General features: G+C 70.2%; 21 protein-coding genes. 12 read left to right on the plus strand and 9 right to left on the minus strand.

The window, feature by feature from the left end; translation table 11 throughout:
* Positions 1-37 precede the first annotated feature (37 nt).
* The 4 genes from PSQ40_RS03880 to PSQ40_RS03895 all read left to right on the plus strand — a co-directional run bounded on the left by PSQ40_RS03880 (position 38) and on the right by PSQ40_RS03895 (position 4,796).
* Positions 38-1,222: a CaiB/BaiF CoA transferase family protein gene (locus PSQ40_RS03880; RefSeq protein WP_273948961.1), complete on the plus strand. Its 1,185-nt coding sequence runs from the start codon at positions 38-40 to the stop codon at positions 1,220-1,222.
* Positions 1,223-1,287: 65 nt separating this feature from the next.
* Positions 1,288-2,682: an MmgE/PrpD family protein gene (locus PSQ40_RS03885; RefSeq protein WP_273948963.1), complete on the plus strand. Its 1,395-nt coding sequence runs from the start codon at positions 1,288-1,290 to the stop codon at positions 2,680-2,682.
* Positions 2,679-3,557 carry an HpcH/HpaI aldolase/citrate lyase family protein gene (locus PSQ40_RS03890; protein WP_273948964.1) on the plus strand — a complete coding sequence of 293 codons (879 nt, stop codon included), beginning with the start codon at positions 2,679-2,681 and terminating at the stop codon, positions 3,555-3,557. The genes PSQ40_RS03885 and PSQ40_RS03890 overlap by 4 nt, the downstream gene beginning before the upstream one ends.
* A 246-nt stretch (positions 3,558-3,803) precedes the next feature.
* Positions 3,804-4,796 carry a tripartite tricarboxylate transporter substrate-binding protein gene (locus PSQ40_RS03895; protein WP_409338545.1) on the plus strand — a complete coding sequence of 331 codons (993 nt, stop codon included), beginning with the start codon at positions 3,804-3,806 and terminating at the stop codon, positions 4,794-4,796.
* A 141-nt stretch (positions 4,797-4,937) separates the two neighbouring features.
* Here PSQ40_RS03895 and PSQ40_RS03900 read toward each other — a convergent pair whose 3' ends face one another.
* The 3 genes from PSQ40_RS03900 to PSQ40_RS03910 form a co-directional block, all read right to left on the minus strand.
* Positions 4,938-5,996, minus strand: coding sequence for a Bug family tripartite tricarboxylate transporter substrate binding protein (locus PSQ40_RS03900; RefSeq protein WP_273948965.1), 1,059 nt, complete (start codon positions 5,994-5,996; stop codon positions 4,938-4,940).
* Between the two features lie 42 nt (positions 5,997-6,038).
* Positions 6,039-6,908: an isocitrate lyase/PEP mutase family protein gene (locus tag PSQ40_RS03905; RefSeq protein ID WP_273948966.1), complete on the minus strand. Its 870-nt coding sequence runs from the start codon at positions 6,906-6,908 to the stop codon at positions 6,039-6,041.
* Between the two features lie 76 nt (positions 6,909-6,984).
* Positions 6,985-7,965: a tripartite tricarboxylate transporter substrate binding protein gene (locus tag PSQ40_RS03910; RefSeq protein WP_273948967.1), complete on the minus strand. Its 981-nt coding sequence runs from the start codon at positions 7,963-7,965 to the stop codon at positions 6,985-6,987.
* A gap of 177 nt (positions 7,966-8,142) precedes the next feature.
* Between PSQ40_RS03910 and prpR the strand changes: the two genes are divergently transcribed.
* From prpR to PSQ40_RS03925, 3 genes are all read left to right on the plus strand, one after another.
* Positions 8,143-10,146: a propionate catabolism operon regulatory protein PrpR gene (gene prpR / locus PSQ40_RS03915; RefSeq protein WP_273948968.1), complete on the plus strand. Its 2,004-nt coding sequence runs from the start codon at positions 8,143-8,145 to the stop codon at positions 10,144-10,146.
* A 228-nt stretch (positions 10,147-10,374) separates the two neighbouring features.
* Positions 10,375-11,355 carry a cation diffusion facilitator family transporter gene (locus tag PSQ40_RS03920; RefSeq protein ID WP_273948970.1) on the plus strand — a complete coding sequence of 327 codons (981 nt, stop codon included), beginning with the start codon at positions 10,375-10,377 and terminating at the stop codon, positions 11,353-11,355.
* A gap of 138 nt (positions 11,356-11,493) precedes the next feature.
* A complete protein-coding gene (locus PSQ40_RS03925; RefSeq protein WP_273948971.1) occupies positions 11,494-12,384 on the plus strand; it encodes a transglutaminase-like domain-containing protein in 891 nt (296 codons plus the stop codon).
* A 75-nt stretch (positions 12,385-12,459) separates the two neighbouring features.
* On the opposite strand, the gene PSQ40_RS03930 is transcribed toward PSQ40_RS03925, so the two are convergent.
* Positions 12,460-12,963 carry a DUF1294 domain-containing protein gene (locus PSQ40_RS03930; protein ID WP_273948972.1) on the minus strand — a complete coding sequence of 168 codons (504 nt, stop codon included), beginning with the start codon at positions 12,961-12,963 and terminating at the stop codon, positions 12,460-12,462.
* A gap of 116 nt (positions 12,964-13,079) precedes the next feature.
* Here PSQ40_RS03930 and PSQ40_RS03935 point away from each other — a divergent pair, with 116 nt between their 5' ends.
* The gene (locus tag PSQ40_RS03935) at positions 13,080-14,174 is read left to right on the plus strand and encodes a M14 family metallopeptidase (RefSeq protein WP_273948974.1); all 1,095 of its coding nucleotides are present in this window, start codon (positions 13,080-13,082) and stop codon (positions 14,172-14,174) included.
* 14 nt (positions 14,175-14,188) lie between these two features.
* On the opposite strand, the gene nth is transcribed toward PSQ40_RS03935, so the two are convergent.
* Both nth and PSQ40_RS03945 read right to left on the minus strand, forming a co-directional pair.
* Positions 14,189-14,827, minus strand: coding sequence for an endonuclease III (gene nth, locus PSQ40_RS03940; protein ID WP_273948975.1), 639 nt, complete (start codon positions 14,825-14,827; stop codon positions 14,189-14,191).
* Between the two features lie 228 nt (positions 14,828-15,055).
* Positions 15,056-15,883, minus strand: coding sequence for an HDOD domain-containing protein (locus tag PSQ40_RS03945; RefSeq protein ID WP_273948978.1), 828 nt, complete (start codon positions 15,881-15,883; stop codon positions 15,056-15,058).
* Between the two features lie 297 nt (positions 15,884-16,180).
* Here PSQ40_RS03945 and PSQ40_RS03950 point away from each other — a divergent pair, with 297 nt between their 5' ends.
* From PSQ40_RS03950 to trxC, 4 genes are all read left to right on the plus strand, one after another.
* On the plus strand, positions 16,181-17,371 hold the full coding sequence (locus tag PSQ40_RS03950) for an aminotransferase-like domain-containing protein (protein WP_273949910.1): 1,191 nt from the start codon (positions 16,181-16,183) through the stop codon (positions 17,369-17,371).
* Between the two features lie 63 nt (positions 17,372-17,434).
* Positions 17,435-18,439 carry an aldo/keto reductase gene (locus PSQ40_RS03955; RefSeq protein WP_273948979.1) on the plus strand — a complete coding sequence of 335 codons (1,005 nt, stop codon included), beginning with the start codon at positions 17,435-17,437 and terminating at the stop codon, positions 18,437-18,439.
* A gap of 63 nt (positions 18,440-18,502) precedes the next feature.
* Positions 18,503-18,880 (plus strand): hypothetical protein, encoded by a 378-nt coding sequence (locus PSQ40_RS03960; RefSeq protein ID WP_273948980.1) that lies wholly within the window; start codon positions 18,503-18,505, stop codon positions 18,878-18,880.
* Positions 18,877-19,332, plus strand: coding sequence for a thioredoxin TrxC (gene trxC, locus PSQ40_RS03965; RefSeq protein WP_273948981.1), 456 nt, complete (start codon positions 18,877-18,879; stop codon positions 19,330-19,332). Before PSQ40_RS03960 ends, trxC begins: the two co-directional genes overlap by 4 nt.
* Positions 19,333-19,541: 209 nt before the next feature.
* Here trxC and PSQ40_RS03970 read toward each other — a convergent pair whose 3' ends face one another.
* The 3 genes from PSQ40_RS03970 to serB all read right to left on the minus strand — a co-directional run bounded on the left by PSQ40_RS03970 (position 19,542) and on the right by serB (position 23,223).
* A complete protein-coding gene (locus PSQ40_RS03970; protein WP_273948982.1) occupies positions 19,542-20,888 on the minus strand; it encodes an MFS transporter in 1,347 nt (448 codons plus the stop codon).
* Positions 20,889-21,056: 168 nt separating this feature from the next.
* Entirely contained in the window at positions 21,057-22,376 is a 1,320-nt protein-coding gene (locus PSQ40_RS03975) for a diguanylate cyclase (RefSeq protein WP_273948983.1), read from the minus strand.
* 139 nt (positions 22,377-22,515) lie between these two features.
* Positions 22,516-23,223, minus strand: a complete 708-nt coding sequence (serB, locus tag PSQ40_RS03980) for a phosphoserine phosphatase SerB (protein WP_273948985.1) — start codon at positions 23,221-23,223, stop codon at positions 22,516-22,518.
* Between the last annotated feature and the right edge of the window lie 7 nt (positions 23,224-23,230).

A 23,230-nucleotide genomic window follows, 5' to 3' on the forward strand; every position in this document is an offset into this window, starting at 1 on the left:
CCCTTCAGGTCCCCAACCTTTTCAGTGAGTCCACACCATGACCACCCGCCCCCTCGACGGCATCACCGTCATCTCGCTTGAGCACGCCATCGCCGCGCCTTTCTGTACCCGTCAACTGGCCGACCTGGGCGCGCGCGTCATCAAGATCGAGCGCCCTGGCGCCGGTGACTTTGCGCGTGCCTACGACCAGCGCGTCAACGGCGAAGCCTCGCACTTTGTCTGGGTCAACCGCTCCAAGGAAAGCCTGACCCTGGACCTCAAACAGCCCGCCGCCCTGCAAGTGCTCCAGCAACTGCTGCAAGACGCCGACGTGCTGGTGCAAAACCTGGCTCCCGGTGCCGCGGCCCGCATGGGCCTGGGCTACGAACAGCTCAAGGACAGCCACCCGAAACTCGTGGTCTGCGACATTTCGGGCTACGGCGAGGACGGGCCCTACCGCGACAAGAAGGCCTACGACCTGCTGATCCAAAGCGAGGCTGGCTTTTTGTCGGTCACCGGCACCCCCGACGAGCCCTGCAAGGCGGGCAACTCCGTGGCCGACATCGCGGCCGGCATGTACGCCTACACCAGCGTGCTGGCGGCCCTGCTGCAACGCGGCAAAACCGGGCGCGGCGGCCACATCGACGTGTCCATGCTCGAAGCCCTGGGCGAATGGATGGGCTACCCCATGTACTACGCCTACCAAGGGGCCACCCCGCCGCCGCGCAGCGCCGCGGCCCACGCCACCATTTACCCCTACGGCCCCTTCAAGGCCGGCGATGGCGGCACCGTCATGCTGGGCCTGCAAAACGAACGCGAATGGAAGCTGTTCTGCGAGCATGTGCTGCTGGCGCCCGAGCTGGCCGTGGACCCGCGCTTTGACAGCAACGCGCGTCGCAACCAGCACCGCGACACCCTCAAGGCCCTGATCCTGGACACCTTTGGCGCCCTCAGCAGCGCCGAGGTGCTGGCCCGCCTGGACCAGGCCCAGATCGCCAACGCCCGCATGAACGACATGGCTGGCCTGTGGGCCCACCCGCAGTTGCAGGCGCGCGAGCGCTGGCGCCAGGTGGGCTCGCCCGCCGGCCCCATCCCAGCCCTGCTGCCGCCAGGCCGCCACAGCAGCTTCGACTACCGCATGGACCCGGTGCCCACCGTGGGCCAACACACCGAGGCCATCCTGCGTGCGCTGGGCCGCAGCGACGCCGACATCGCCGCCCTGCGCGCCCAGGGCGCGGTCTGAGCGGCCCGTGCCGCGCCGCGCCTGAACTTTGCCGAACAACACACCCCGACGGAGACCGATCCACCATGCTGACCCCCACCGCCACCCTGGCGCGCTTTGCCGCCGAACTGCGCCACGAACACATCCCCGAGGCCGTGCTGCGCAAGACCGAAGACCTGCTGGTCGACTGGTTTGGCTCGGCCGTGGCCGGCCACGGTTCGCGCCCGGTGGAGAGCATCACCCGCTTTGCCGCCCAGATGGGGGGGCCGGCGGCCCAGGCGCCGGCCTTGGGCCAGGGCGGCGCCGAGGTGCTGATCTCGCGCCAGCGCGGCAGCGCCTACCTGGCCGCCATGGCCAACGCCGCGGCCTCGCATGTGGCCGAGCAGGACGATGTGCACAACGGCTCGGTGTTCCACCCGGCCACCGTGGTGTTCCCACCTGCCGTGGCGGTGGCGCAGGCGCTGGGGCGCAGCGGGCAGGACCTGCTGGCGGCCTCGGTGGTGGGCTACGAGGTGGGCATCCGCGTCGGTGAGTTTCTGGGGCGCTCGCACTACAAGGTGTTCCACACCACGGGCACCGCCGGCACGTTGGCGGCCGCGGCCGCGGTGGGCCACCTGCTGCGCCTGGACGCGGCGCAGATGCAGCACGCCCTGGGCTCGGCCGGCACCCAGGCCGCCGGGCTGTGGGAATTCTTGCGCACCGCGGCCGACTCCAAGCAGTTGCACACCGCGCACGCGGCCGCCGCCGGCCTGATGTCGGCCTACCTGGCGCAGGACGGCTTCACCGGCGCGGCGGAGATTTTGGCCGGCCCGCAGGGCATGGCCGCGGGCATGTCCAGCGACGCCGACGCCACGCGCCTCAGCGATGGCCTGGGTACGCGCTGGGCCACGGTGGAGACCTCGTTCAAATACCACGCCAGCTGTCGCCACACCCACCCGGCCGCCGACGCGCTGCTGCAGGTGATGCGCTCGCATGGCCTGCAACCGGCCGACCTGCACCGCGTCGAGACCCATGTGCACCAGGGCGCCATCGACGTGCTGGGCCCGGTCACCTCGCCGAGCACGGTGCACCAGAGCAAGTTCTCCATGGGCACCGTGCTGGCCCTGGTGGCGCAGTACGGCCACGCTGGCCTGGCCGAGTTTGACCAGCACTTCTTGAGCGCCACCACCCAGGCCTTGCGCGACCGCGTCACCATGCGCCTGGACCCCGAGGTGGACGGCGCCTACCCGCGCCGCTGGATCGGCAAGGTCACCGTGCACACCACCGACGGCCGCGTGCTGCACGGCCGCGTCGACGAACCCAAGGGCGACCCCGGCAACACCCTGAGCCGCGAAGAGATCACCGCCAAGGCCTTGCGCCTGGCCGCGTTCAGCCAGGGCGCCACCGCGGCCGAGATGCAGCAGGCGGTGGACGCGCTGTGGCAGGTCGCCCAGTGGCCCGTGGTGGGCGCCTTGCTGCCCAGCCGGGCGGGGGCCGCATGACGACGGCAGCGGCGCCGAGCGCGCAAGGCCCCTGGCTGGCGCGCGCGCGCAGTTTTCTGTTCGTGCCGGCCGACCGGCTGGAGCGCTTGCCCAAGGCGCTGGCCAGTGGGGCCGACGCGGTCATCGTCGACCTGGAAGACGCCGTGGCGCCTGCCGCCAAGGCCGGCGCGCGGCTGGCGCTGGCCTCGGCCTGGGGCGGTCTGGACGCCCCGCAGCGGGCCCGCCTGGTGTTGCGCGTCAATGCCGCGTCCACGACCTGGCACGAGGACGACCTCGCGCTGCTGGCGCAGCTGCCGGGGCTGGCCGGGGTCATGCTTGCCAAGGCCGAGTCCGCGGTGCCCTTGCAGCGCCTGGCGGAGCGACAGCCTGGCCTGGGCCTGCTGCCCCTGATCGAGAGCGCCGATGGGCTGCTGAACCTCAGCGCCATCGCCGCGGCACCGCAGGTGCTGCGCCTCGCCCTGGGCCACATCGACCTGCAGGCCGACCTGGGGATGGCCTGCAGCCCGGACGAGCATGAGCTGCTGCCCGCACGCTGGCAGCTGGTGCTGGTGTCGCGCGGGGCCCGCCTGGCGCCCCCGGTGGACGGCGTCACCGTTGCGCTGGACCAGCCTGGGCTGACCGAGGCCGACACCTTGCGCAGCCGCCGCCTGGGCTTTGGCGCCAAGCTGTGCATCCACCCGAACCAGGTGGCTGCCGTGCACCGTGCCCTGGCCCCGAGCGAGGCCGAGCGGGCCTGGGCGCAGCGCGTGCTGGCCGCGGCCGAGGCCGCTGGCGATGGCCCTGGGGCCGGGGCGCTGCGCGTGGATGGCCGCATGGTCGACGCCCCCGTGCTGGCGCTGGCGCGCCGCTGGCTCAGCGCCTCCGAACCCGTCTGAGCCGCCCCATGCCGCCGCCGCCTGCCATCCAAGCGACCTTGGCGTTTTCACTGACGCTAGGGAATGTGCCAAGTGCATTGACCCGCCGAGCTGCGCAACATGGGTGGCGGAGCAGGGAGAGCGCCACGGCTGCGGCGCTGGCGTCCAACACACACCACGCAGCCGACCCGGCCGAGTCGGCCTGACGCTGCGAGAGATTGCCTTTTGAAGCCTGATCACCTGACCTGAGAAAGAAAGAGACAAACCATGAACTCCCTGAAGACCCTGATGCGCATCGGCCTGAGCAGCCTGGCCGCCGCCTGCCTGATGGCGGTGGCGCCGGCCCAGGCACAGACCTTCCCGGACAAGCCCGTCACCATGCTGGTGCCTTTCGCGGCCGGTGGCCCGACCGACGTGGTGGCCCGGCTGATCGCCATCCCGATGGGCAAGGCCCTGGGGCAGACCGTGCTGGTCGAGAACGCGGCCGGCGCAGGTGGCACCATCGCCGCCACCAAGACCGCGCGCTCGGCCCCCAACGGCTACACCATCTTCTTGCACCACATGGGCATGTCGACCGCGCCCGCGCTCTACAAGAAGCTGACCTTCGACCCGTTGAAAGACTTTGACTACATCGGCCAGGTGGTCGATGTGCCCATGACCCTGCTGGCGCGCAAGGACCTGCCCGCCAACACCCTGCCCGAGCTGCTCAGCTACATCAAGGCCAACCGCGAGAAGGTCACGCTGGCCAATGCCGGCTTGGGCGCTGTGTCGCACCTGTGCGGCCTGCTGTTCATGAGCGCCATCGACACCGACCTCAACACCATCCCCTACAAGGGCACCGGCCCCGCCATGAACGACCTGCTTGGCGGCCAGGTCGATCTGCTGTGCGACCAGACCACGCAGACCGTGCCGATGATCAAGGAAGGCCGGGTCAAGGCCTTTGGCGTGACCACGCTGAAGCGCCTGAGCGCCTTGCCCAACCTGCCGACCCTCGACGAGCAAGGGGTGAAGGGCTTTGAGGTCAAGGTCTGGCATGGCATGTACGCGCCCAAGGGCACGCCGCCCGAAGCGCTCAACAAGCTCAATGCCGCGCTGCGCACGGCGCTGGCCGACCCGGCCGTGGTCAAGCGCCTCAACGAGCTCAGCTCCGACGTGCCGCCGTCCGACAAGATCACCCCCGAGGGCCTGCGCACCCACCTCGAGGCCGAGATCAACAAATGGGGCCCGGTGATCCGCAAGGCCGGCATCTACGCCGACTGATGGGCCACGGGGCCAGCCCGGGCCGGCCTCGGCCGGCACGGGCGGCCCAGCATGAACAAAAGGCGCCACCGTTTGCGGTGGCGCCTTTGTTTTTTCAGCGGCTGTGGTGCGCCGGCGGAGAGGGCCGCGCCGGCCCCCGCTTCATTCGATGCGGATGCCTGCGGCCTTCACCACCTGGCCGTAGCGCCCCAGGTCGCGGCGGATCTCGTCGCGGAACTGCTCGGCGCTGCCCGGCGTGGCCTCGATGCCCATGGCGATCAGCTTCTCGCGCACGGCGGGGTCGTTGAGCACGGCATTGAGCTCGGTGTTCAGTCGGGTCAGCACGGCCGGTGGTGTCTTGGCCGGGGCCAGCAGGCCGACCCAGGAATTGACCACAAAGTCACTGACGCCGCTCTCGATGAAGGTGGGCACGTCGGGCAGGGCGGCCGAGCGCTGGGCGCTGGACACCGCAATGGCCCGCAGCTTGCCCGACTTGACGTGGCCCGAGGCCCCGGCCACGGCGGTGTAGACCAGCGGGATGCTGCCGCCCAGCACGTCGCTCATCGCCTGGCCACCGCCCTTGTAGGGGATGTGGGTCAGCTGGGCGCCCGTGCGCTGGCGCAACAACTCACCCCCGATGTGGGGCGTGCCTCCGGTGCCCGAGGTGCCGTAGGACAGGCCATCGGCCTGGCTCTTGGACAGGGCGATGACCTCGTTGAGCGTCTTGGCCGGCACCGCGGGGTGGGCCACCAGGATCAGCACCGCATCGCCAATCTTGCCCACCGGCGCCAGGTCCTTGAGGGTGTCGAACGGGATCTTGGCAAACACGTGCGGGTTGATCACCAGGGTGCCGTCAAAGCCCAGCACCAGGGTGTAGCCGTCCGGGGCTGCGCTGGCCACGGCGGCGGTGCCGATGTTGCCCGACGCGCCCGGGCGGTTGTCGACGATCACCGACTGGCCCAGGCGCCGGCCCAGTTGCTCGGCGATCAGGCGGCCGCTGGTGTCGGTCACGCCGCCGGGCGTGAAGGGCACCACCAGGCGGATCGGGCGGTTGGGCCAGGCGTCCTGCGCGTGCGCTGGGCGCAGCGCGCTCAGGCCGGCCAGGGCCGTCAGCAGGGCCAGGCCTGTGGCAAGCAGGCGGCGGCGCGGTGTCGGGCCTCCGACAGGGCTGCCTGGGGGGTGGGCACGCAGGGCGTGTCCCGGGGCGCGTTGGGGGGTCATGTGGTGTCTCCTGTTGTTGGGTCGCGTCGGGGGCGCGCCGGTTTATTCGGTCTCAGCGTAGCGCTTATCGAAGTCCCAGACCTCCTGGAAACCCATGAGCTGGGTCAGCTCGCTGAAGGCCAGCAGCGGGGTGGGCACCTGGGTCGACGAGCCCTGATCGCGCAGCGCCTGGTAGACGCTCTTCATGGCCGCGGTGGCCGCCAGCAGCGAGGTGACCGGGAAGATCGCGAGCTTGTAGCCAATTTCCTCCAACTGCGCCTGGCTCAGCACCGGGGTGCGGCCGCCTTCGACCATGTTGGCGAGCAGGGGCTGGTCGAAGCTGCGACCGATCTGGCGCATCTCGTCCACGCTCTCGGGCGACTCGACGAACAAGATATCGGCCCCGGCCTTGGCATAGGCCTCGGCGCGGCGCAGTGCCTCGTCCAGGCCCAGCGCGCTGCGCGCGTCGGTGCGCGCGATGATCAGGAAGTCTTCGGAACGGCGCGAATCGGCCGCCACCTGGATCTTGCGCACCATGTCGGCGGTGGGGATGACGCGGCGACCCGGGGTGTGGCCGCACTTCTTGGGGAACTCCTGGTCTTCGAGCTGGATGGCGGCGGCGCCGGCCGCCTCGTAGCCGCGCACCGTGTGGCGCACATTGAGCAGGCCGCCGTAGCCGGTGTCGCCATCGGCGATCAGGGGGGTGCGGGCCATGCCGGCCATCGCGGTGACGCGGCCCAGCATGTCCGAGTAAGTGGCCAGGCCCGCGTCGGGCAGGCCCGTCAGCGAGGCCACGCTGCCAAAGCCCGTCATGTAGAGGGCGTCAAAGCCAAAGCTGTCGGCCAGGCGCAGCGACACCATGTCGTGCACGCCAGGGGCGATCACCAGGCCGGGTTGTTGCAGGCGTTGGCGCAGGTTGAGGGGGGCGGTCATGGGTTTCCTTTCAAAAAAATCAGTGCGGATGCGGGGCAAAAAGTGGACTTCAGGGGGATGGGCGCGTGCTGCGGTCTCATTCGGGCTGGATGCCGCCCTGCTGTGCCACGCGTGACCACTTGCTTTGTTCCTGCTGCAGGAACTTGGCAAATTCGGCCGGCGGGGCCAGCACCAGCTTGGCGCCCTGGTCGTTCATTTGCCGCTGCAGGGCGGGTTCACTGGTGACCTTCTTGAGGTCCTCGTTGAGCTGGCTGACCAGCTCGGCGCTCAGGCCGGTCGGGCCGAACAGGCCGTACCAGCTCAGCGATTCGACCTGGGGCAGGCCGGCCTCGCGGAAGGTCATCGCGTCCGGGAAGATGGCCAGTCGCTCGGCGGCCGCCACCCCGATCACCCGCAGCTTGCCCGACTGCACATGGGGCAGGGCGGTCAGCACGCTGGTCACGCCCATGGGCAGGTGGCCGCCGATGATGTCGACCATGATGGGGGCGCCCCCTTTGTAGGGCACGCCCTCGGTTTTGAGGCCGCCAGCCTGGCGCATCAGCTCGCCGGTCAGGCGGGTCTGGCCTTCCGAATAGCCCACGCCCAGAGGCTCTTTGCGGGCCGCGGTCAGCAGGTCGCCCAGCGTCTTGTAAGGCGACTGGGCCGACACCACCAGCACCATCGGCGAGTCGGCCAGGCGCGTGACGGGGGTGAAGGCGCGCGCCGTGTCGTAGGGCAGCGACTTCATCAGGATCGGGTTCAGCGCGTGCGAGCCCACCACCATCAGCAGGGTGTAGCCATCGGGGGCGGACTTGGCCACATGGGCCGAGCCGATGACGCCATTGGCCCCGGTGCGGTTGTCCACCACCACCGACACGCCCCACAGCTCGGACAGGCGTTGGGCCACGGTGCGGGCCACGATGTCGGTGCCGCCGCCCGGTGAGTAGGGCACCACGATGGTCACCGGCTTGTTGCCGGGCCAGCGGGCCGTTGGGCCTTGGGCGTGCAGCAGGGGGCTGGCCAGGCCGGCCGCCAGGGCCAAGCCCAGCGCCCGCCGCGTGGGATGAGAAAAGGTCATGTGTGTCTCCTGGGTGTTGTACTGTCCCCTCGGGTTCTGCAGGCTTCGTGCCAGCTTGGATGAATTTCTAAGTATTTGATTTCAAAGGATTTTTATTTTTTGTTGTCAGCAGCAGGTGTTTCACGAAACAATGGATGAAACATTGCATGTTGCATATGAAACGCTTGGAGCGCTGCCATGTCCCTGCCCCGTTTGTGTTTCCTGAGCTACCGTGAGATCCGCCAGCGCGCCCGGCCCATCGTGGAGGCCTACCGCGACCGCGCGCTGATCGAGGTGGTGGACGGCAGCTTCGAACAGACCCTGAGCCTGGCCCGCGAGCGCCTGGCGCGGGGCAGCGTGGACGCGTTCGTCAGCGCGGGCTCGAACGCCAGCCTGCTGCGCCGCCACCTGCAGGCGCCGGTGGCCACCATCCAGCTGGGCGGCTTTGACATCCTGCAGGCCCTGATCGAGGCGCGCCCGCTGAGCCAGCGCGTGGGCATCGTGATGTACGGCGAGACCATCCCGGAGCTGGAGTCGGTCAAGACCCTGCTCAACATCGAGATCCACCAACACGCCTACCAGACCCCCGCCGATGTGCGCGACTGCATGGCACGGCTGCGGGCCCAGGGCGTGCAGGTGGTGGTCGGCTCGAGCCTGGTGGTGGAGCTGGCGCGGCAGGACGGGCTGACCGGCATCCTGGCGTATTCGCTGGCCAGCATCCGGCAGGGCTTTGAGGACGCGCTCGAACTGGCCCGCGTGGCGCGGCTGGAGGCCGAGCGCTACGCCCAGCTGGACGGCGTGCTGCGCCACCTGCAGGACGCGGTGCTGGCGGTGGACCCGGCTGGCCGCGTGACCGCCGTCAACCCGGCCATGCTGGCGGTGCTGCAGCGACCGCAGGCTGCGGTGCTGGGCCAGACCCTGAGCCAGCTGAGCCCCGAGTTGTCGCTGGACAGCACCCTGCGCAGCGGCCTGGAGGAGCGCGGCGATGTGCTGCGCCTGGGCGGGCGCGACTGGCTGGTGCACCGCACCCCCATCCTCGCGCAGGACGCGGTGGCCGGGGCCGCCCTGACGCTGTACGACGCCAGCAACATCCACGAAGGCGACAACCGCCTGCGCATGCAGCAGCGACAAAACCAACGCGGGGCGCGCTACCGCTTTGCCGACCTGGGCGGGTCCAGCCCGGCCTGGCTGGCCGCGCTGGACGAGGCGCGGCGCTACGCGGCCACCGCGTTCAGCGTGCTGCTGCAGGGCGAGACCGGCACCGGCAAGGAGCTGGTGGCCCAGGCCATCCACCACGCAAGCGATCGCGCGCACCGCCCTTTTGTAGCGGTCAATTGCTCGGCCTTTGCCGAGGGCCTGCTGGAGAGCGAGCTGTTTGGCCACGAGGAGGGGGCCTTCACCGGCGCACGGCGCGGCGGGCGGCGCGGTTTGTTCGAGGCCGCGCACACCGGCACCTTGTTCCTCGACGAGATTGGCGACATGCCGCTGGCGCTGCAGACCCGGCTGCTGCGGGTGCTGCAAGAGCGCGAAATCTACCGCCTGGGGGCCAGCAGCCCGCTGCCGGTCGATGTGCGCGTGATCGCCGCCACCCACCAGCCGCTGGCGCAGCGGGTGCAGCAGGGCCAGTTCCGCGAGGACCTGTTCTACCGCCTCAACACCCTGAACCTGCAGCTGCCGCCGCTGCGCGAGCGCCAGGGCGACATCGGGGTGCTGGCGCAGCAGTTGCTGACCGCGCGTTTGCGCGCCCTGTCCCTGCCCGCCACACCGGCCCACACCCAGGCCCTGTTGGCGCCCTTGCTGGCCGCGCTGCGGGCCCACCACTGGCCCGGCAATGTGCGCGAACTGGAAAACGTCATGGATCGGCTGGCGGTCAGCCAGTTGCCACCGCGCCGCCCGCTGCCCGACGCGGCCGAGTTGATCCGCTCCGACCTGAGCGCACCGGGCCCCGCGCCACGGTCCCCAGCCGGGGCCGCCTGGCAGGACCGGCGGGCGGCGCCAGCGGGCGCCTCGGGGCTGCCGTTGGACCCATCGGCCCCCTCGGCCCGAGCGGCCCCTTCGGGCCTTTCGGAGCCCTTGACCGCCGCCAGCCCGGCCCAGCGCGCCGCTGAGGCCCTGGCGCGCTGCGGCCAGCACCACGGGCGCGCCGCGCAGGCGCTGGGCATCAGCCGCTCCACGCTGTGGCGCTGGCTGCGCTCGGCTTGAGCCGCCAGGGCCGCGGCGTGGCACTGGGCCGTGCCGCCGCCGGGGGGTTGCAGGGCGGGGGCTGGTGTGGAGGCTGGTGTGGAGGCTTTGGGGCTCGCGCTGGCGGGGGCTCAGGGGCCTGAGCCGGCCGCGGCTTCAGCCCGGCGTCATCGGGAGCGGCTAAAGTGCCTGGGCGTGTGGCTGCCTCGCAGGGAGGCGGGCCCACCCGCTTTGCCTTTTGGACATGCCATGAATTACCAGGAAAGCCCCCAAGACCACGAAGACACCGAGTTCAGCCAGGCCGAGCGCGCCGCCGCCGGGTCGCGCAGCACCTGGGTCAGCGTGGTGGTCAACCTGGTGCTCAGCACCTTGCAGATCGTGGTCGGTGTGCTGACCAAGTCGCAGGCCTTGATCGCCGACGGCGTGCACTCGCTGTCGGACCTGGTGTCCGACGCGGTGGTGCTGGTGGCCAGCCACCACAGCCAGAAAGAGGCCGATGAGGGCCACCCCTACGGCCACCACCGCTTCGAGACGGCGGCCTCGCTGGTGCTGGGGCTGCTGCTGTTGGCGGTGGGCTTGGGCATGCTGTGGTCGGCCGCGCTGAAGCTGGAGCACCACGACACCATCGAGCGCGTGCATGTCACCGCGCTGTGGGTGGCGGCGTTGGCGCTGGTCGCCAAGGAGCTGCTGTTCCGCTACATGCTCAAGGTGGCGCAGCGCGTGCGCTCCAGCATGCTGGTGGCCAATGCCTGGCACGCGCGCTCGGACGCCGCGTCCTCGCTGGTGGTGGGGGTGGGCATCCTGGGCAACCTCGCGGGCTACCCGTTGCTGGACCCGATCGCGGCGCTGATTGTGGGCTTCATGGTGGCGCGCATGGGCTGGTCGTTCGGCTGGGACGCGCTGCACGACCTGATGGACCGCGCGGTCGATGAGCAGGAGGTCGAAGCGATCCGCCAGACCCTGCGTGACACCCCCGGTGTCAGCGGCGTGCACGATGTGCGCACCCGCCGCATGGGCGACATGATCGTGGTGGACGCCCACATCGAGGTCGATGCCCAACTGACGGTGGAGGCCGGCCACGACATCGCGGTGGCGGCGCAGCAGCGGGTGCTCAAGCACCACCGCGTGCTGACCCTGATGACCCACGTCGATCCCTGGAAACGCCCCGATCTGGACCACGCCGGGGCCGAGGCCAAGGCCCCGTCGGGCTCGGTCAGCGCGCAGGCGTAACATGGTGGGCGGTGGACGGGCGTGTTTCTTGCCTGTCCCCTGCAGGCCCACCGGGGGTGGGCCGCTCCTCACTTCTGCAGGGATTTCATGTCATTTTTCTCCCCTGGCGCCCGCTTTGTCCCTGGCGGGGCCTGAGCCATGGTCCGCATCGAACTGGCCATCGCGCTCCACTACCTGGTGTCCGCTCCGGGCGCCGATTTCATCTTCAACATCCAGGCGGCCCACACGCGCCGGCAGTGGGTGGTGCACGAGCAGTTGGGCGTCAGCCAGCCGGTGCCCCTGCTGATGCACACCGACCCCGCGACCCAGGCGCGCAGCCTGCGCCTGAGCGCGGCGGCCGGGCCGCTGAGCGTGCAGTACCGCGCCACGCTCGACCTGGACCACCTGATCGCGCCGGGCGCCAGCATCCCCGAGATCCCGGTCTCGCAGCTGCCGCCCGAGGTGCTGACCTACCTCTACCCCAGCCGCTACTGCCAGTCCGACCAGCTCAATGCGCTGGCCATGGCCGAGTTTGGCGCGCTGCGCCAGGGCTACTTCCGGGTGCAGGCAATCCAGGAATGGGTGCAGCGGCGCGTGGCGTTCACGCCGCGCAGCAGCAACTCGACCACCTCGGCCATCGAGACCCTGGCCGACGGGGCCGGCGTGTGCCGCGACTTTGCCCACCTGATGATCGCGCTGTGCCGGGCCATCAACATCCCGGCGCGTTTCACCACCGGCATCGACTACGGCGCCGACCCGGCCCTGGGGCCGACCGACTTCCATGCCTATGTCGAGGTCTACCTGGGCCACCGCTGGTACATCTTTGACCCGTCAGGCACGGCCATCCCGATGGGCTTTGTGCGCATTGGCACCGGCCATGACGCGGCCGATGCCTCGTTTGCCACCATCTTCGGGCCGGTGTCGTCGGAGCCGCCGCGCATCGAGATCGCGGCCGTGCTCAGCCCCCACCCGGGCGCGGTGCTGCCCTACCGGCGCACCGAGGGCGTCAGCACCGACGGCGGCCTGGTGGCCGGCGCCTGGGTCAACTGAGCCGGTTGGCCGCGCCGCGCCGCGGGTGCCCTGGTTCGGACAGGTTTGCGCTGGGCGCGGCGCGCTGGCAGCGCTTCAGGGCAGGGGGTAGAGCGGCGTCCAGGGGGCCAGGATGGGCGTGAACAGCAGCGCGAAGGCGGCCCAGTTGAGCCACACGGTGAGCCAGAAGCGGCGCCGGAAAGTCACCTTGCTGGACTTGTGGCGCAGCACCTCCTGCGCGATCACCGCGCCAGGCCAGCCGCCGGCCAGGCCCAGGCCCAGCAACACGCTCTCGCGGGTGCGCCAGGTGCCGTGCCGGGCGGCCTCCTTGTCGCTCATGTAGGCGCCGTAGCACAGCGTGCTCATCAGCGCGCAGTACACCCCCACCTGCCAGGGCAGGTCGCCTTGCAGGCTGGCCACCACGTACAGCGCAATGCCGGCCGACAGCGCGACCAGGCTGGCGGTGCGCCAGCGCGGGCGGGCGGGTCGGCGCGGGGGCGTTGGCGGGCGCCGTTTGGGGCGCCACACTTCGGGGGCCGGCGGGCCGGACACGCGGGTCGGTCTGGCGCTGGGGCGTTGCGGGGGCTTGGGACGGTTCACAGGGGGCCTTGGGGCGGAGGGGGCGGTGGCGGGGCCGTGCCTGCCGGGCGGCGCGTGCAGGGCGCTGGCCGGGCGGCTACAGTGGCAGATCTTTGCCTGATTTTGGACTTTTTTCCATGCCTTACAGCCTCACCTTGTCGCGCCATTTTTCAGCCACCTACGCCCAGGCACGCAGCCAGTTCCTGGCGGCGGCCGAGGGGCGGGGAACCTTGCAGTCCTGGCAGCACCCGAGCCAGGTCGGCGCGTCGGGCGAGGCCCTGGCCATGGATGTGTTGCGGGTGGGGGCGGACCCGGCGCGGCGCCTGTTGGTGATCACCTCGGGCCTGCATGGCGTCGAGGGGTTTTGCGGCTCGGGCTGTCAGCTGGCCCTGTTGCACGACGCCGATTGGCTGGCGCGGGCCGAGCGCGCCGGCGTGGCCGTGCTGCTGGTGCACGCGGTCAACCCCTACGGCTTTTCGCACCGCTGCCGCGTCAACGAGGACGGCATCGACCTGAACCGCAACTTCCTCGATTTCAGCCAGCCCCTGCCCGTCAACGCGGGTTATGCCGACCTGCACGCCGACCTGTTGCCCGAGACCTGGCCGCCGTCGCTGGCCCACGAGGAGGCCCTGGCCCTGGCCGAAGTGCGCCTGGGACCCACGGCCTGGCGTGACGCGCTGTCCAGCGGCCAGAGCAGCCACCCCGCCGGGGTGTTTTACGCGGGCCAGGGCCCGGCCTGGAGCAACCGCACCCTGCGCCAGGTGCTGCGCGAGCACGGGGCGGGCTGTGACCGGATCGGCTGGATCGACATCCACACCGGCCTGGGCCCCGAAGGCCATGGCGAGAAGATCTATGCCGGCCGCAATGACCCCACCGACCTCGCGCGGGCCCGGGCCTGCTGGGGGGCGGATGTGTTCTCGCCGTTCGAGGACGGGTCTTGCACGGCGGTGGTGCGGGGCAGCGCCGCGCACAGCCTGTACGACGAATGCCCCCAGGCCGAGCCCCTGTCGTTGGGGCTGGAGTTTGGCACCCGGCCGTTCGACGAAGTGCTGTGGGCCATGCGCGTGGACCAGTGGCTCAACCAGCACCCCGACACCCCGGTGGCCGAGCGCGAGGCCTGGCGCCAGCGCGTGCGCTCGGCGTTCTGCATCGACACCCCCGAGTGGCGCGGCATGGTGGCGGGCCAGACCCGCGTGGCGGCGCTGCAGGCCCTGGCCGCCCTGGCCGCCTGAGGCCGGGCCGCGCTTCAAGGCGCGGGGGTCTTGTCCTTGAAGTCGCACCAGCGCGCCACGCTGCATTGCCAGCATTGCGGCTTGCGGGCCTGGCACACATAGCGGCCATGCAGGATCAGCCAGTGGTGTGAGTCCACCGCGTAGGCCGCGGGCACGCGCTTGAGCAGCTGCATCTCCACCGCCAGCGGGTTTTTGCCAGGCGCCAGGCCGGTGCGGTTGCTGACGCGGAAGATGTGGGTGTCCACCGCCATGGTGGGTTGGCCAAAGGCCACGTTGAGCACCACGTTGGCGGTTTTGCGCCCAACGCCGGGCAGCGCCTCCAGGGCTTCGCGGGTGCGCGGCACCTGGCCCTGGTGCTGTTCGACCAGGATGCGGCAGGTCTCGAGCAGGTGCCGGGCCTTGCTGCGGTAGAGACCGATGGTTTTGATGTATTTCTCAAGCCCGGCGAGGCCCAGGTCAAGGATCTTCTGCGGCGTGCCTGCCACCGGGAACAGGCGCCGCGTGGCCTTGTTCACGCCCACGTCGGTGGCTTGGGCCGACAGCAGCACGGCGGCCAGCAGCTCGAACACCGTGGTGTATTCAAGCTCGGTGTTGGGCATCGGGTTGGCCGCCTTGAGGGTGGCAAAAAAAGGTTCGATGTCTGATTTTTTCATGCGGGGCAGCGCGGGGACCAGGGGGCAGCGCCGGGAGCGCTGGCGGCCGGACGGCCACGGGTTCGCATTGTGGCGCGGAATCCCCGCGCGGTGCGGGCGGGCCCGCCGTGCCCCCACAGGCCCAGCCCCCGGCGAGCCGCGCTGGCCCCGCATCGGTCCCGCATCGACCCAGCGCTGGGCCCGCGCATCAGGCCACGGCGCGGGGCCGGCCACCCCCGGCGGGGAGGCTCAGTGCAGCACGCTCATGTCGAGGAACTGGTCGACCGTGGGCAGGTGCTCGGCCATCCACACCGGGTCCAGTTGCAAGGCACCCATGACGTCCTGCGGCAGTGCGGCAATGGCCTCGCGCACGGCGGCCGCGTCGCCCGCCTTGGGGGCGCTTTCGGCCAGCAACTCGGCCAGGTGCAGCAGGCCCCCCAAACGGCAGAAGGGGCGGCTGGCCATTGGGTCCGACGCGTGGTCCAGGCCCTGGCTGATCAGCGCCGGGAAGTTCCAGCGCCGCGCCATCTCGGCGCTGACCTGGCTTTCGGTGAACCCCAGCAGCAGGTTCTCCCGCTCCCAGCGGCCCCCGGGCAGGTGGGGCTGGCGTTCGATTTCGGACAGCGCTTGCGGCAGGCGCTGGCCAATCACGATCTCCCCCAGGCGCAGCATCATGCCGGCCAGCCAGGCGGCTTGCGGGTCAACCTCAAGGCGGCGGGCCAGCCAGTCGGCGTAACCGGCGCAGGCCATGCTTTGTTCCCAGAACTCCTGCCGGTTCAGGCCCGAGATGTCCGGAAACGCCCCGTTCAGGCAGGCCGACAGCGCCAGCGTGCGCACCTGGCCGAGGCCGGTCATGAGGATCGCATCGTCCAGGCTGGCCACCGTGCGCGGCAGGCCAAAGCGGGCGCAGTTGGCCAGGCGCACCAGCTTCACGGTCAGCGCGGGGTCGCGCGCCAGGATGTCGCGCACCGAGCGCGACGAGCTGTCGTCGTCGTGCAGGGTGCGGATCAGGGATTGCGCCACTTCCGGCATGGTGGGGAGTTGGGCGTTCTGGAAAAACTCGGCAAGCAAAGGCATGTGAGGCTCCTCGGAACAGGGGGTGGAGAGCCCCATTTATGCCGCTGATCGGGCCGTGTGTACAGAGGTTATTTGCCGATTTAAATGCCATGCATGAAATATAAATATCAAATAAATGGCTTTTTTTCTGATTCTGATCGGTGGGCGAACCCAAATGTTGAAATCCCACCTGCCGGGTCTCGCCTTGGCCGTCGCCGGGCCCGCGGGCGGCGTTGCCCAGAGCCGCTGACCTCAGTCGCTCGCGGGGCCCCCGAATTAGCGACAATGGCGGCCAGAAAGTGAGAACGTGCCATGCCTTTGCAATTCGCTGACCGACTGAACAACGTTGAAACCTCCGCCATCCGCGAACTCTTCAAGTTGCTGGGCAAGCCCGGCATCATCAGCTTTGCCGGGGGCTTTCCCGACAGCGCCATGTTCGACGTCGACGGCATCCGCGAAGCCGTCAACGCCGCCCTGGCCGAAGAAGCTGGCGCCGCCCTGCAGTACGGTGCGACCGAAGGCTACAACCCGCTGCGCGAGCAACTGGCCCAGTTCATGACCAGCAAGGGCGCCCAGGGCGTGGCCGCTGACAACCTGATCGTCACCACCGGCAGCCAGCAAGGCCTGGACCTGCTGGGCAAGACCCTGATCAGCCCGGGCGACAAGGTGATTGTCGAAGGCCCGACGTTTTTGGCCACCATCCAGTGCTTCCGCCTCTACGGCGCCGAGCTGATCAGCGCGCCGGTCGATGGCGACGGCGTGAAGGTCGATGAGCTGGAGAAGCTGATCGCCGAGCACCGGCCCAAGTTTGTGTACCTGATCCCCACCTTCGGCAACCCCAGCGGCGCCATGCTGACCCAGGCCCGCCGCCAGAAGGTGCTCGAACTGGCCGTCAAGTACCAGACCCTGGTGGTCGAGGACGACCCCTACGGCGACCTGTACTTTGGCGAGGCCCCGCCGCCCAGCCTGCTCAACCTCAGCGCCAGCGTGCCGGGCAGCCGCGAGCTGCTGGCGCACTGTGGTTCCTTGAGCAAGGTGCTGTCGCCGGGCCTGCGCGTGGGCTGGATGATTGCCCCGACCGAGTTGCTGGCCAAGGCCACCATGTGCAAGCAGTTCAGTGACGCCCACACCAGCACCTTTGCCCAGGCCACTGCGGCCCAGTACCTCCGAGCCGGCCGCATGCCGGCCACCCTGGCCAAGGTGCGCGCGGTGTACGCCGAACGGGCTCAGGCCATGGGCGATGCGCTGCGCAGCGACCTCGGCGAGGCGATCGAGTTCGTCCAGCCGCAAGGCGGCTTGTTCGTCTGGGCCCGCCTGACGGGGGCGGGCGGCAAGGTGGCCGATGGCAACGTGCTGGCCAAGCGCGCGATCGAAAAGGGCGTGGCCTTCGTGCCGGGCAGCCCCTTCTTCTGCGCCAACCCCGACCACGCCACGCTGCGGCTGAGCTTTGCCACCGCCGACGTGGCCAAGATCCGCGAAGGCGTGGCGCGCCTCGCCCAGGCGCTGTAAGCCCCACACCACCAGGGCCTGCGGGCCCTTTTTTGCGACCCCCTTTTTTTGGCAGGAGACGCCATGCAGTACCGTTCTTTGGGCAAGAGCCCCTTGCAGGTTTCGGCTTTGTGCCTGGGCACCATGATGTTTGGTGACCAGACCGGCCTGGACGAGGCCAGCGCCATCGTGGCGCGGGCGCGGGAGCAGGGCGTCAACTATCTGGACACCGCCGACGTCTACACCTCGGGCGCGTCGGAAACCCTGGTGGGCCAGATCCTGCAAGGCCAGCGCCACGACTGGGTGCTGGCCACCAAGCTGGGCAACAAGATGTCCAACCGGGTCAACGAGGGCCACTATTCGCGCAGCTGGATGCTGCGCGAGGTCGAGGCCAGCCTGGGCCGCCTGCAGACCGACTTCGTGGACATCCTGTACCTGCACCGCGACTTCAATGGCATGGACCTCGAAGAGCCGCTGCGCGCGCTCGACCAGTTGCTGCGCCAGGGCAAGATCCGCTACTGGGGGGTGTCCAACTTCCGCGGCTGGCGCATCGCCGAGATCATGCGCCTGGCGGGCCAGTTGGGCATGCCGGGGCCGGTGGTCTGCCAGCCCTACTACAACCTGCTGAACCGCATGCCCGAGGTCGAAATTTTGCCGGCCTGCGCGCACTACGGCATTGGCGTCACGCCCTACAGCCCGGTGGCGCGCGGTGTGCTGACCGGCAAGTACCTGCCAGGCCAGGCCCCGGCCGAGGGCAGCCGGGCCGCGCGCGGCGACAAGCGCATTGCCGAGACCGAGTTCCGCGAGGAGTCGCTGCTGATCGCCCAGCAGCTCAAGGCCCACGCCGAGGCGCGCGGCTGCACGCTGGCGCAGTGGGCCACGGCCTGGGTGCTGGCCAACCGCGCCGTCAGCTCGGTGATCGCGGGCCCGCGCACCCTGCAGCAGTGGGAGGACTACCGCCCCGCGCTCGACGTGGTCATCACCCCCGAGGACGAGGCCTTGGTCGACCGCCTGGTGCCGCCTGGCCACCCCTCAACGCCCGGCTACACCGACCCGGCCTACCCCTTGAACGGCCGCCTGCCGCGCTGAATCCCCCGCCCGCGGGAGGGGCGGGGCCTTGAAACATGGGCGCCTGCCCTCAAGTCTGGGGGCATGAGCAAGACCCGAACCGACATCACCCCGCTGGCCGCTCTGGCACACATGCTGGACCGGCTCGACGCCTCCGCCACCCCGGCCGACCCGCTGCAGTACCGCCTGCTGGCGAGCCGCACCCGCCAGCTGCTGAGCGACCTGTCGCAGCAGGCCGGGGCGCAAGAACCCCTGCAGGCCCTGCTGCGCCAAAGCCCGGCGCTGGTGGCCTTGTACGAAAACCTGCATTACGCCGAGGCCGGGCTGTGCCGCTCGCCGCTGGCCCAGGCGGTGGCCGCCGAAGTGGCCATGCGCCAGTGCCTTCAGCGCTGGACCCGGAGCCCGGCCGCGCCCGGCGCCCCGCAGACCGACGCGCGCGCCGAACCCGGGACACCCGCGTGAGCAGCGCCGCCAGCCCCGAGGCGCTGCATGTGGTCTGCCCGCACTGCCACACCACCAACCGCGTCCGGCTGGCGCAGTGGAACCAGGCCCCCGACTGCGGCCAATGCAAGCAAGCGCTGTTTGGTGGCCACTCGCTGGCGCTCGATGACGCCACGCTGTTTGACCGCCACATCAGCCGCAACCAGATCCCGGTGCTGGTGGACTTTTGGGCCCCGTGGTGTGGCCCCTGCCGCATGATGGCGCCTGCGTTTGAGCAAGCCGCCCAGCAGCTGGAGCCCCGCTTCCGCCTGGCCAAGGTCAACACCGAAGCCGTGCCCGCCCTGGGCGCGCGTTTTCAGATCCGCAGCATCCCGACGCTGGCCCTGTTTGTGGGCGGGCGCGAGGTGGCGCGCCAGCCCGGGGCCTTGGGCGCCACCGACATCGTGCGCTGGGTCCAGTCACAGCGCTTCTGACGCCGCGTTTGTGATGCTGCGCTTGTGACGCCGCGCTTCTGTCGCGGCGGCGCCCAGCGGCAAGCCCGGGCGGTGCCGCCCGGGGGCCGCCGCGCCTGGTCTGAAACCACCCCAGACCCCGAACCAGGCCCCGAACCAGGCAACGTCACGGTTCGTTGGTTTGTTGGGTTGTTGGTGGACCGGTGGACCGGTGGACCGGCTGTGGCGCCTCAGTGGCGTGCCGCGTCCGGCGCCGGCAGCATGCGGAACAGCAGCGCCCCGATCAGCAGCATCAGCAGCACGGTCAGGTTGACCGCCTGGTAGACCTCCCAGCCGTGTGCCTGCGCCCAGGTGGCGCTCCAGCCCGTGACCCACTGCATCAGCGCGATGCCCAGGAACATGGCCATGGTGTAGAGCGCCATCGCACGGCCGGTTTGCTCGGGCGCATACGCTGCACGCACATCGGCGTACTGCAGCACGATGAAGCCGCACAGAAAGCCAATCACCAGGCTGGCCAGCACCGTGAGGCTGGCCAGTGGCGACAGGCCACACACCGCAAACAGCGCCGACAGGCCGAGCGTGAAGCGCAGGATCCAGCGCCGCCGCTGGGCGCCCTGCACCGGCAGGCGGCCGAACAGCGGTGGGCCCAGCAAGCCGATCACCGACACGGCCAGCGCCACATGGCCGCTTTGCACCAGGGTGAAGCCATGGCGGTCCATCAGCAGCGGCCCCAGCCAGAGCCCGCGCAGCGTGATGAAGGCCGCGTAATTGACCGCCGCCAGCGCCAGGATGCCGGCGGTGTGCGGCAGGCGCAGCAGGGGACCCATGCTGCGCAGGGCCTGCAGCACGCTGTCTTCAGGGCGCGGCCCGGTTTGGGGGGCCTCGCGCACCCAGATCCACACCGCCAGCCAGGCCAGCGCACTGCCCGCGGCCAACACGCCAAAGCCCACCCGCCACGAACTCAGCTCGATCAGCCAGGCCAGTGGTGTGCCGGTCAACAGCAGGCCCAGCCCGCCCAGCCCCATGATCAAACCTGACAGGGCCGCAAAGCGGGCCGCTGGGAACTGGCGCGCAATGAACACCGTGCAGGCCAGGAAGGCGGGGGCGCAACCGGCCCCCACCAGGGTCTGCCCCAGCAGCAGGCTCGCGTAGCCGGTGGCGCTGGCCGACAGCAGCGCTCCCGCCACCGTCAGCGGCCACGCGCACAGCAGGGTGCGGCGGATGCCGTACAGGTCGATGCCCACCCCCATGAAGATCTGCAAGCCCCCAAAGGCCAGGTGAAAGGTGGCGGCAAACAGCCCCAGCTGACTGGCCGACAGGCCCAGGGTCTGCTGCAGGGGCGCCGCCATCATGGCCGCCACCGTGCGGAAGGCCTGGCTGATGATGAAGCCCAGACACAGGGCCAGCAGCGTGGCCCAGAGCCAGCCGGTGCCCTGGGGCGCGGACGGGCCCGGTGGGGCGGGCTCGGCTGCCGCCTCTGACGGCGCCTCTGACGGCCCCGCTGACAGTGCCGCATCGGGGCGCTGGCCGGGCGAGGCGGAGGCCGGGGGGTGGTGAGGGGGCTTGGGCGAAGGCATGGCGCGTTGATTGTGCCGCTCCGGACGGCGCCGGCCTGTCGCGCGTGCGGGCCTGCCGCCATGCCGGTGCGTGGCCTGAGCCCTCAAGGGGGGGGCGTTGGGGCTTGGGGTGGGGCCGCGCAGGCGGGCGACGCCGGGGCGGCCGGGGGCCGTCCGGGATGCGAGGCCTCAGGGGCGGGGGCCGGCCGTGGCCGAGGCGGCGTCGGCACCTTGGGCCGCAGGCCGCGGATCGGGCGCCTGCACCCAGCGGTCGCGGCCCGCCTGCTTGGCCTGGTAGAGCGCGCGGTCGGCCCGCTCCAGCAGTTGCTGCGGGTGCTCATCGGCGGCACTGCGGTTGGCCAGGCCGATGCTGGCGGTCAGGGCGCGGGGCGGGGCGCTGTCGCCGTCGCGAACCCACAGCACGGTGCGGCGCAGCTGCTGCACGATGCGTTCCGCCACCTGCGCGGCCTCCTCGGGCTGGGTATCGGGCAGGATCATGGCGAACTCCTCGCCGCCCAGGCGCCCCACCACGTCCGAGGCACGCAGTTCGCTGCGCAGCACCTGGGCCAGCGCCACCAGGGCGCGATCGCCCTCCAGGTGGCCAAAGCGGTCGTTGATGGATTTGAAGTGGTCCAGGTCGAGCATCAGCAGCGCCAGGGGGCTGTTGCGCTGGCGCGAGGCCAGGAACAGCGACTCACCCAGCTCCAGCAGGGCACGTCGGTTGGACAGGCCGGTCAGCGGGTCGGTGCGGGCCAGGCGCTGCAGTTCGCGCTCGAGGTTCTTGCGCTGGGTCACGTCGCGGTAGATGCCCTCCACCCCGGCGAAGGCGCCGTTGTGGTCGTACAGCGCGTGGCTGCTGATCGAGATGTCGATCACCCGGCCGTCGCGGCGCACCATCTGCCCGGGGAAGTCGGACACCTCGCCATGCGCCATGATCGCGGCCTTGAAGGCGTCGCGGTCCGCGCTTTGCGGGTAATACGATTCGGCGGTGCGGCCCTCGATCTCATGGGGCTGGTAGCCCAGCACACGGATCACCCCGGGCCCGACGTGCTGCACCACGCCCTGGGCGTCGGTGCGGTAGTAGACGTCCTGCATTTTTTCGAACAGGCGGCGGAAGTTGTGCTCGCTTTCGCGCAACTGGTGCTGCAGTTCGTCGAGGTGGGTCATGTCCACGCCATTGATGACCACGGCCGGCGCCCCTTGCCAGACGGTGGCCACGCTGCTGACTAACACGATTCGGATCCGCCCCTGGCAGGTTTGCACCCGAAAAGCCGTGCTTTGCATGGGCAGGCCAAAGTGCTCGGGGCGGGCGCTTTCTTCGCGCCGCTGGCGCGCCAGATCGGCGTCCTGGGGGTGCAGAAAGCGTTCAACCGACTGCCCCAGCACCTGCTGGGCCACATCGGCCTCGAGCAGCCGCAGGCAAGCGCGGTTGACCTGGCGCACCAGGCCGTCACGCACGACCATCACGGCCATCGGCAGCAAATCGAGTTCGGCGGGCAAAGGGTCCATGGGGGCGGGCCATGGGCGCGCGGGTGGCGCGCGTTGCGGCCCCCTTTCAACAGGGGTCAATGTCGGGACTCACAGTGTGCCCTGAAGGCGCGCCGCTGGGCGATTGCCCAGCCTGCCGATCCGGGTTTGACCCGCGGGATCAGGCCTGCAGTTCGAGCAGGCGGTCCAGTCCGCCTTGGTTGATGGCCACTTTGGCCTGGGCGCGCACGCGCGGCTTGGCATGGTAGGCCACCGACAGGCCCGCCACACCCATCATGGGCAGGTCGTTGGCGCCGTCGCCCATGGCAATCGTCTGGCTCGCCGGGATGCCCATCAGGGTGCTGACTTCGAGCAGGGTGCGGCGCTTTTCTTCGCCGTCACAGATGTCGCCCCAGGGCTGGTCGACCATGCGGCCGGTCAGCACGCCGTCGACCACCTCGAGCACGTTGGAGCGCGCGAAGTCAATGCCCAGGCGGGCACGGATGCGGTCGGTGAAGAAGGTGAAGCCACCGCTGACCAGCAGCACCTTGAGGCCGGCGGCCTGGCAGGCGGCCACCAGTTCGGCGGCGCCGGGGTTGAGCTGCAGGCGCTCGTTGTAGACCTGCTCCATGTGGGCCACGGTGACCCCCTTGAGCAGGGCCACGCGCTGGCGCAGGCTGTCTTTGTAGTCGGTGATCTCACCGCGCATGGCGGCTTCGGTGATGGCCGCGACTTCGGCCTTGCGGCCCGCGGCGTCGGCGATTTCGTCCACGCACTCGATGTTGATCAGGGTCGAGTCCATGTCAAAGGCGATCAGCTTGTACTGGCTCAGGTCCAGCGGAGGCGTGAAGTCTTGGAGCACGAGGCCGGGGGCGAATTCTTGGGGCATGGGGAAG

Origin of the sequence: Curvibacter cyanobacteriorum (assembly GCF_028649475.1) — a bacterium.
Lineage (GTDB): Bacteria > Pseudomonadota > Gammaproteobacteria > Burkholderiales > Burkholderiaceae_C > Curvibacter > Curvibacter cyanobacteriorum.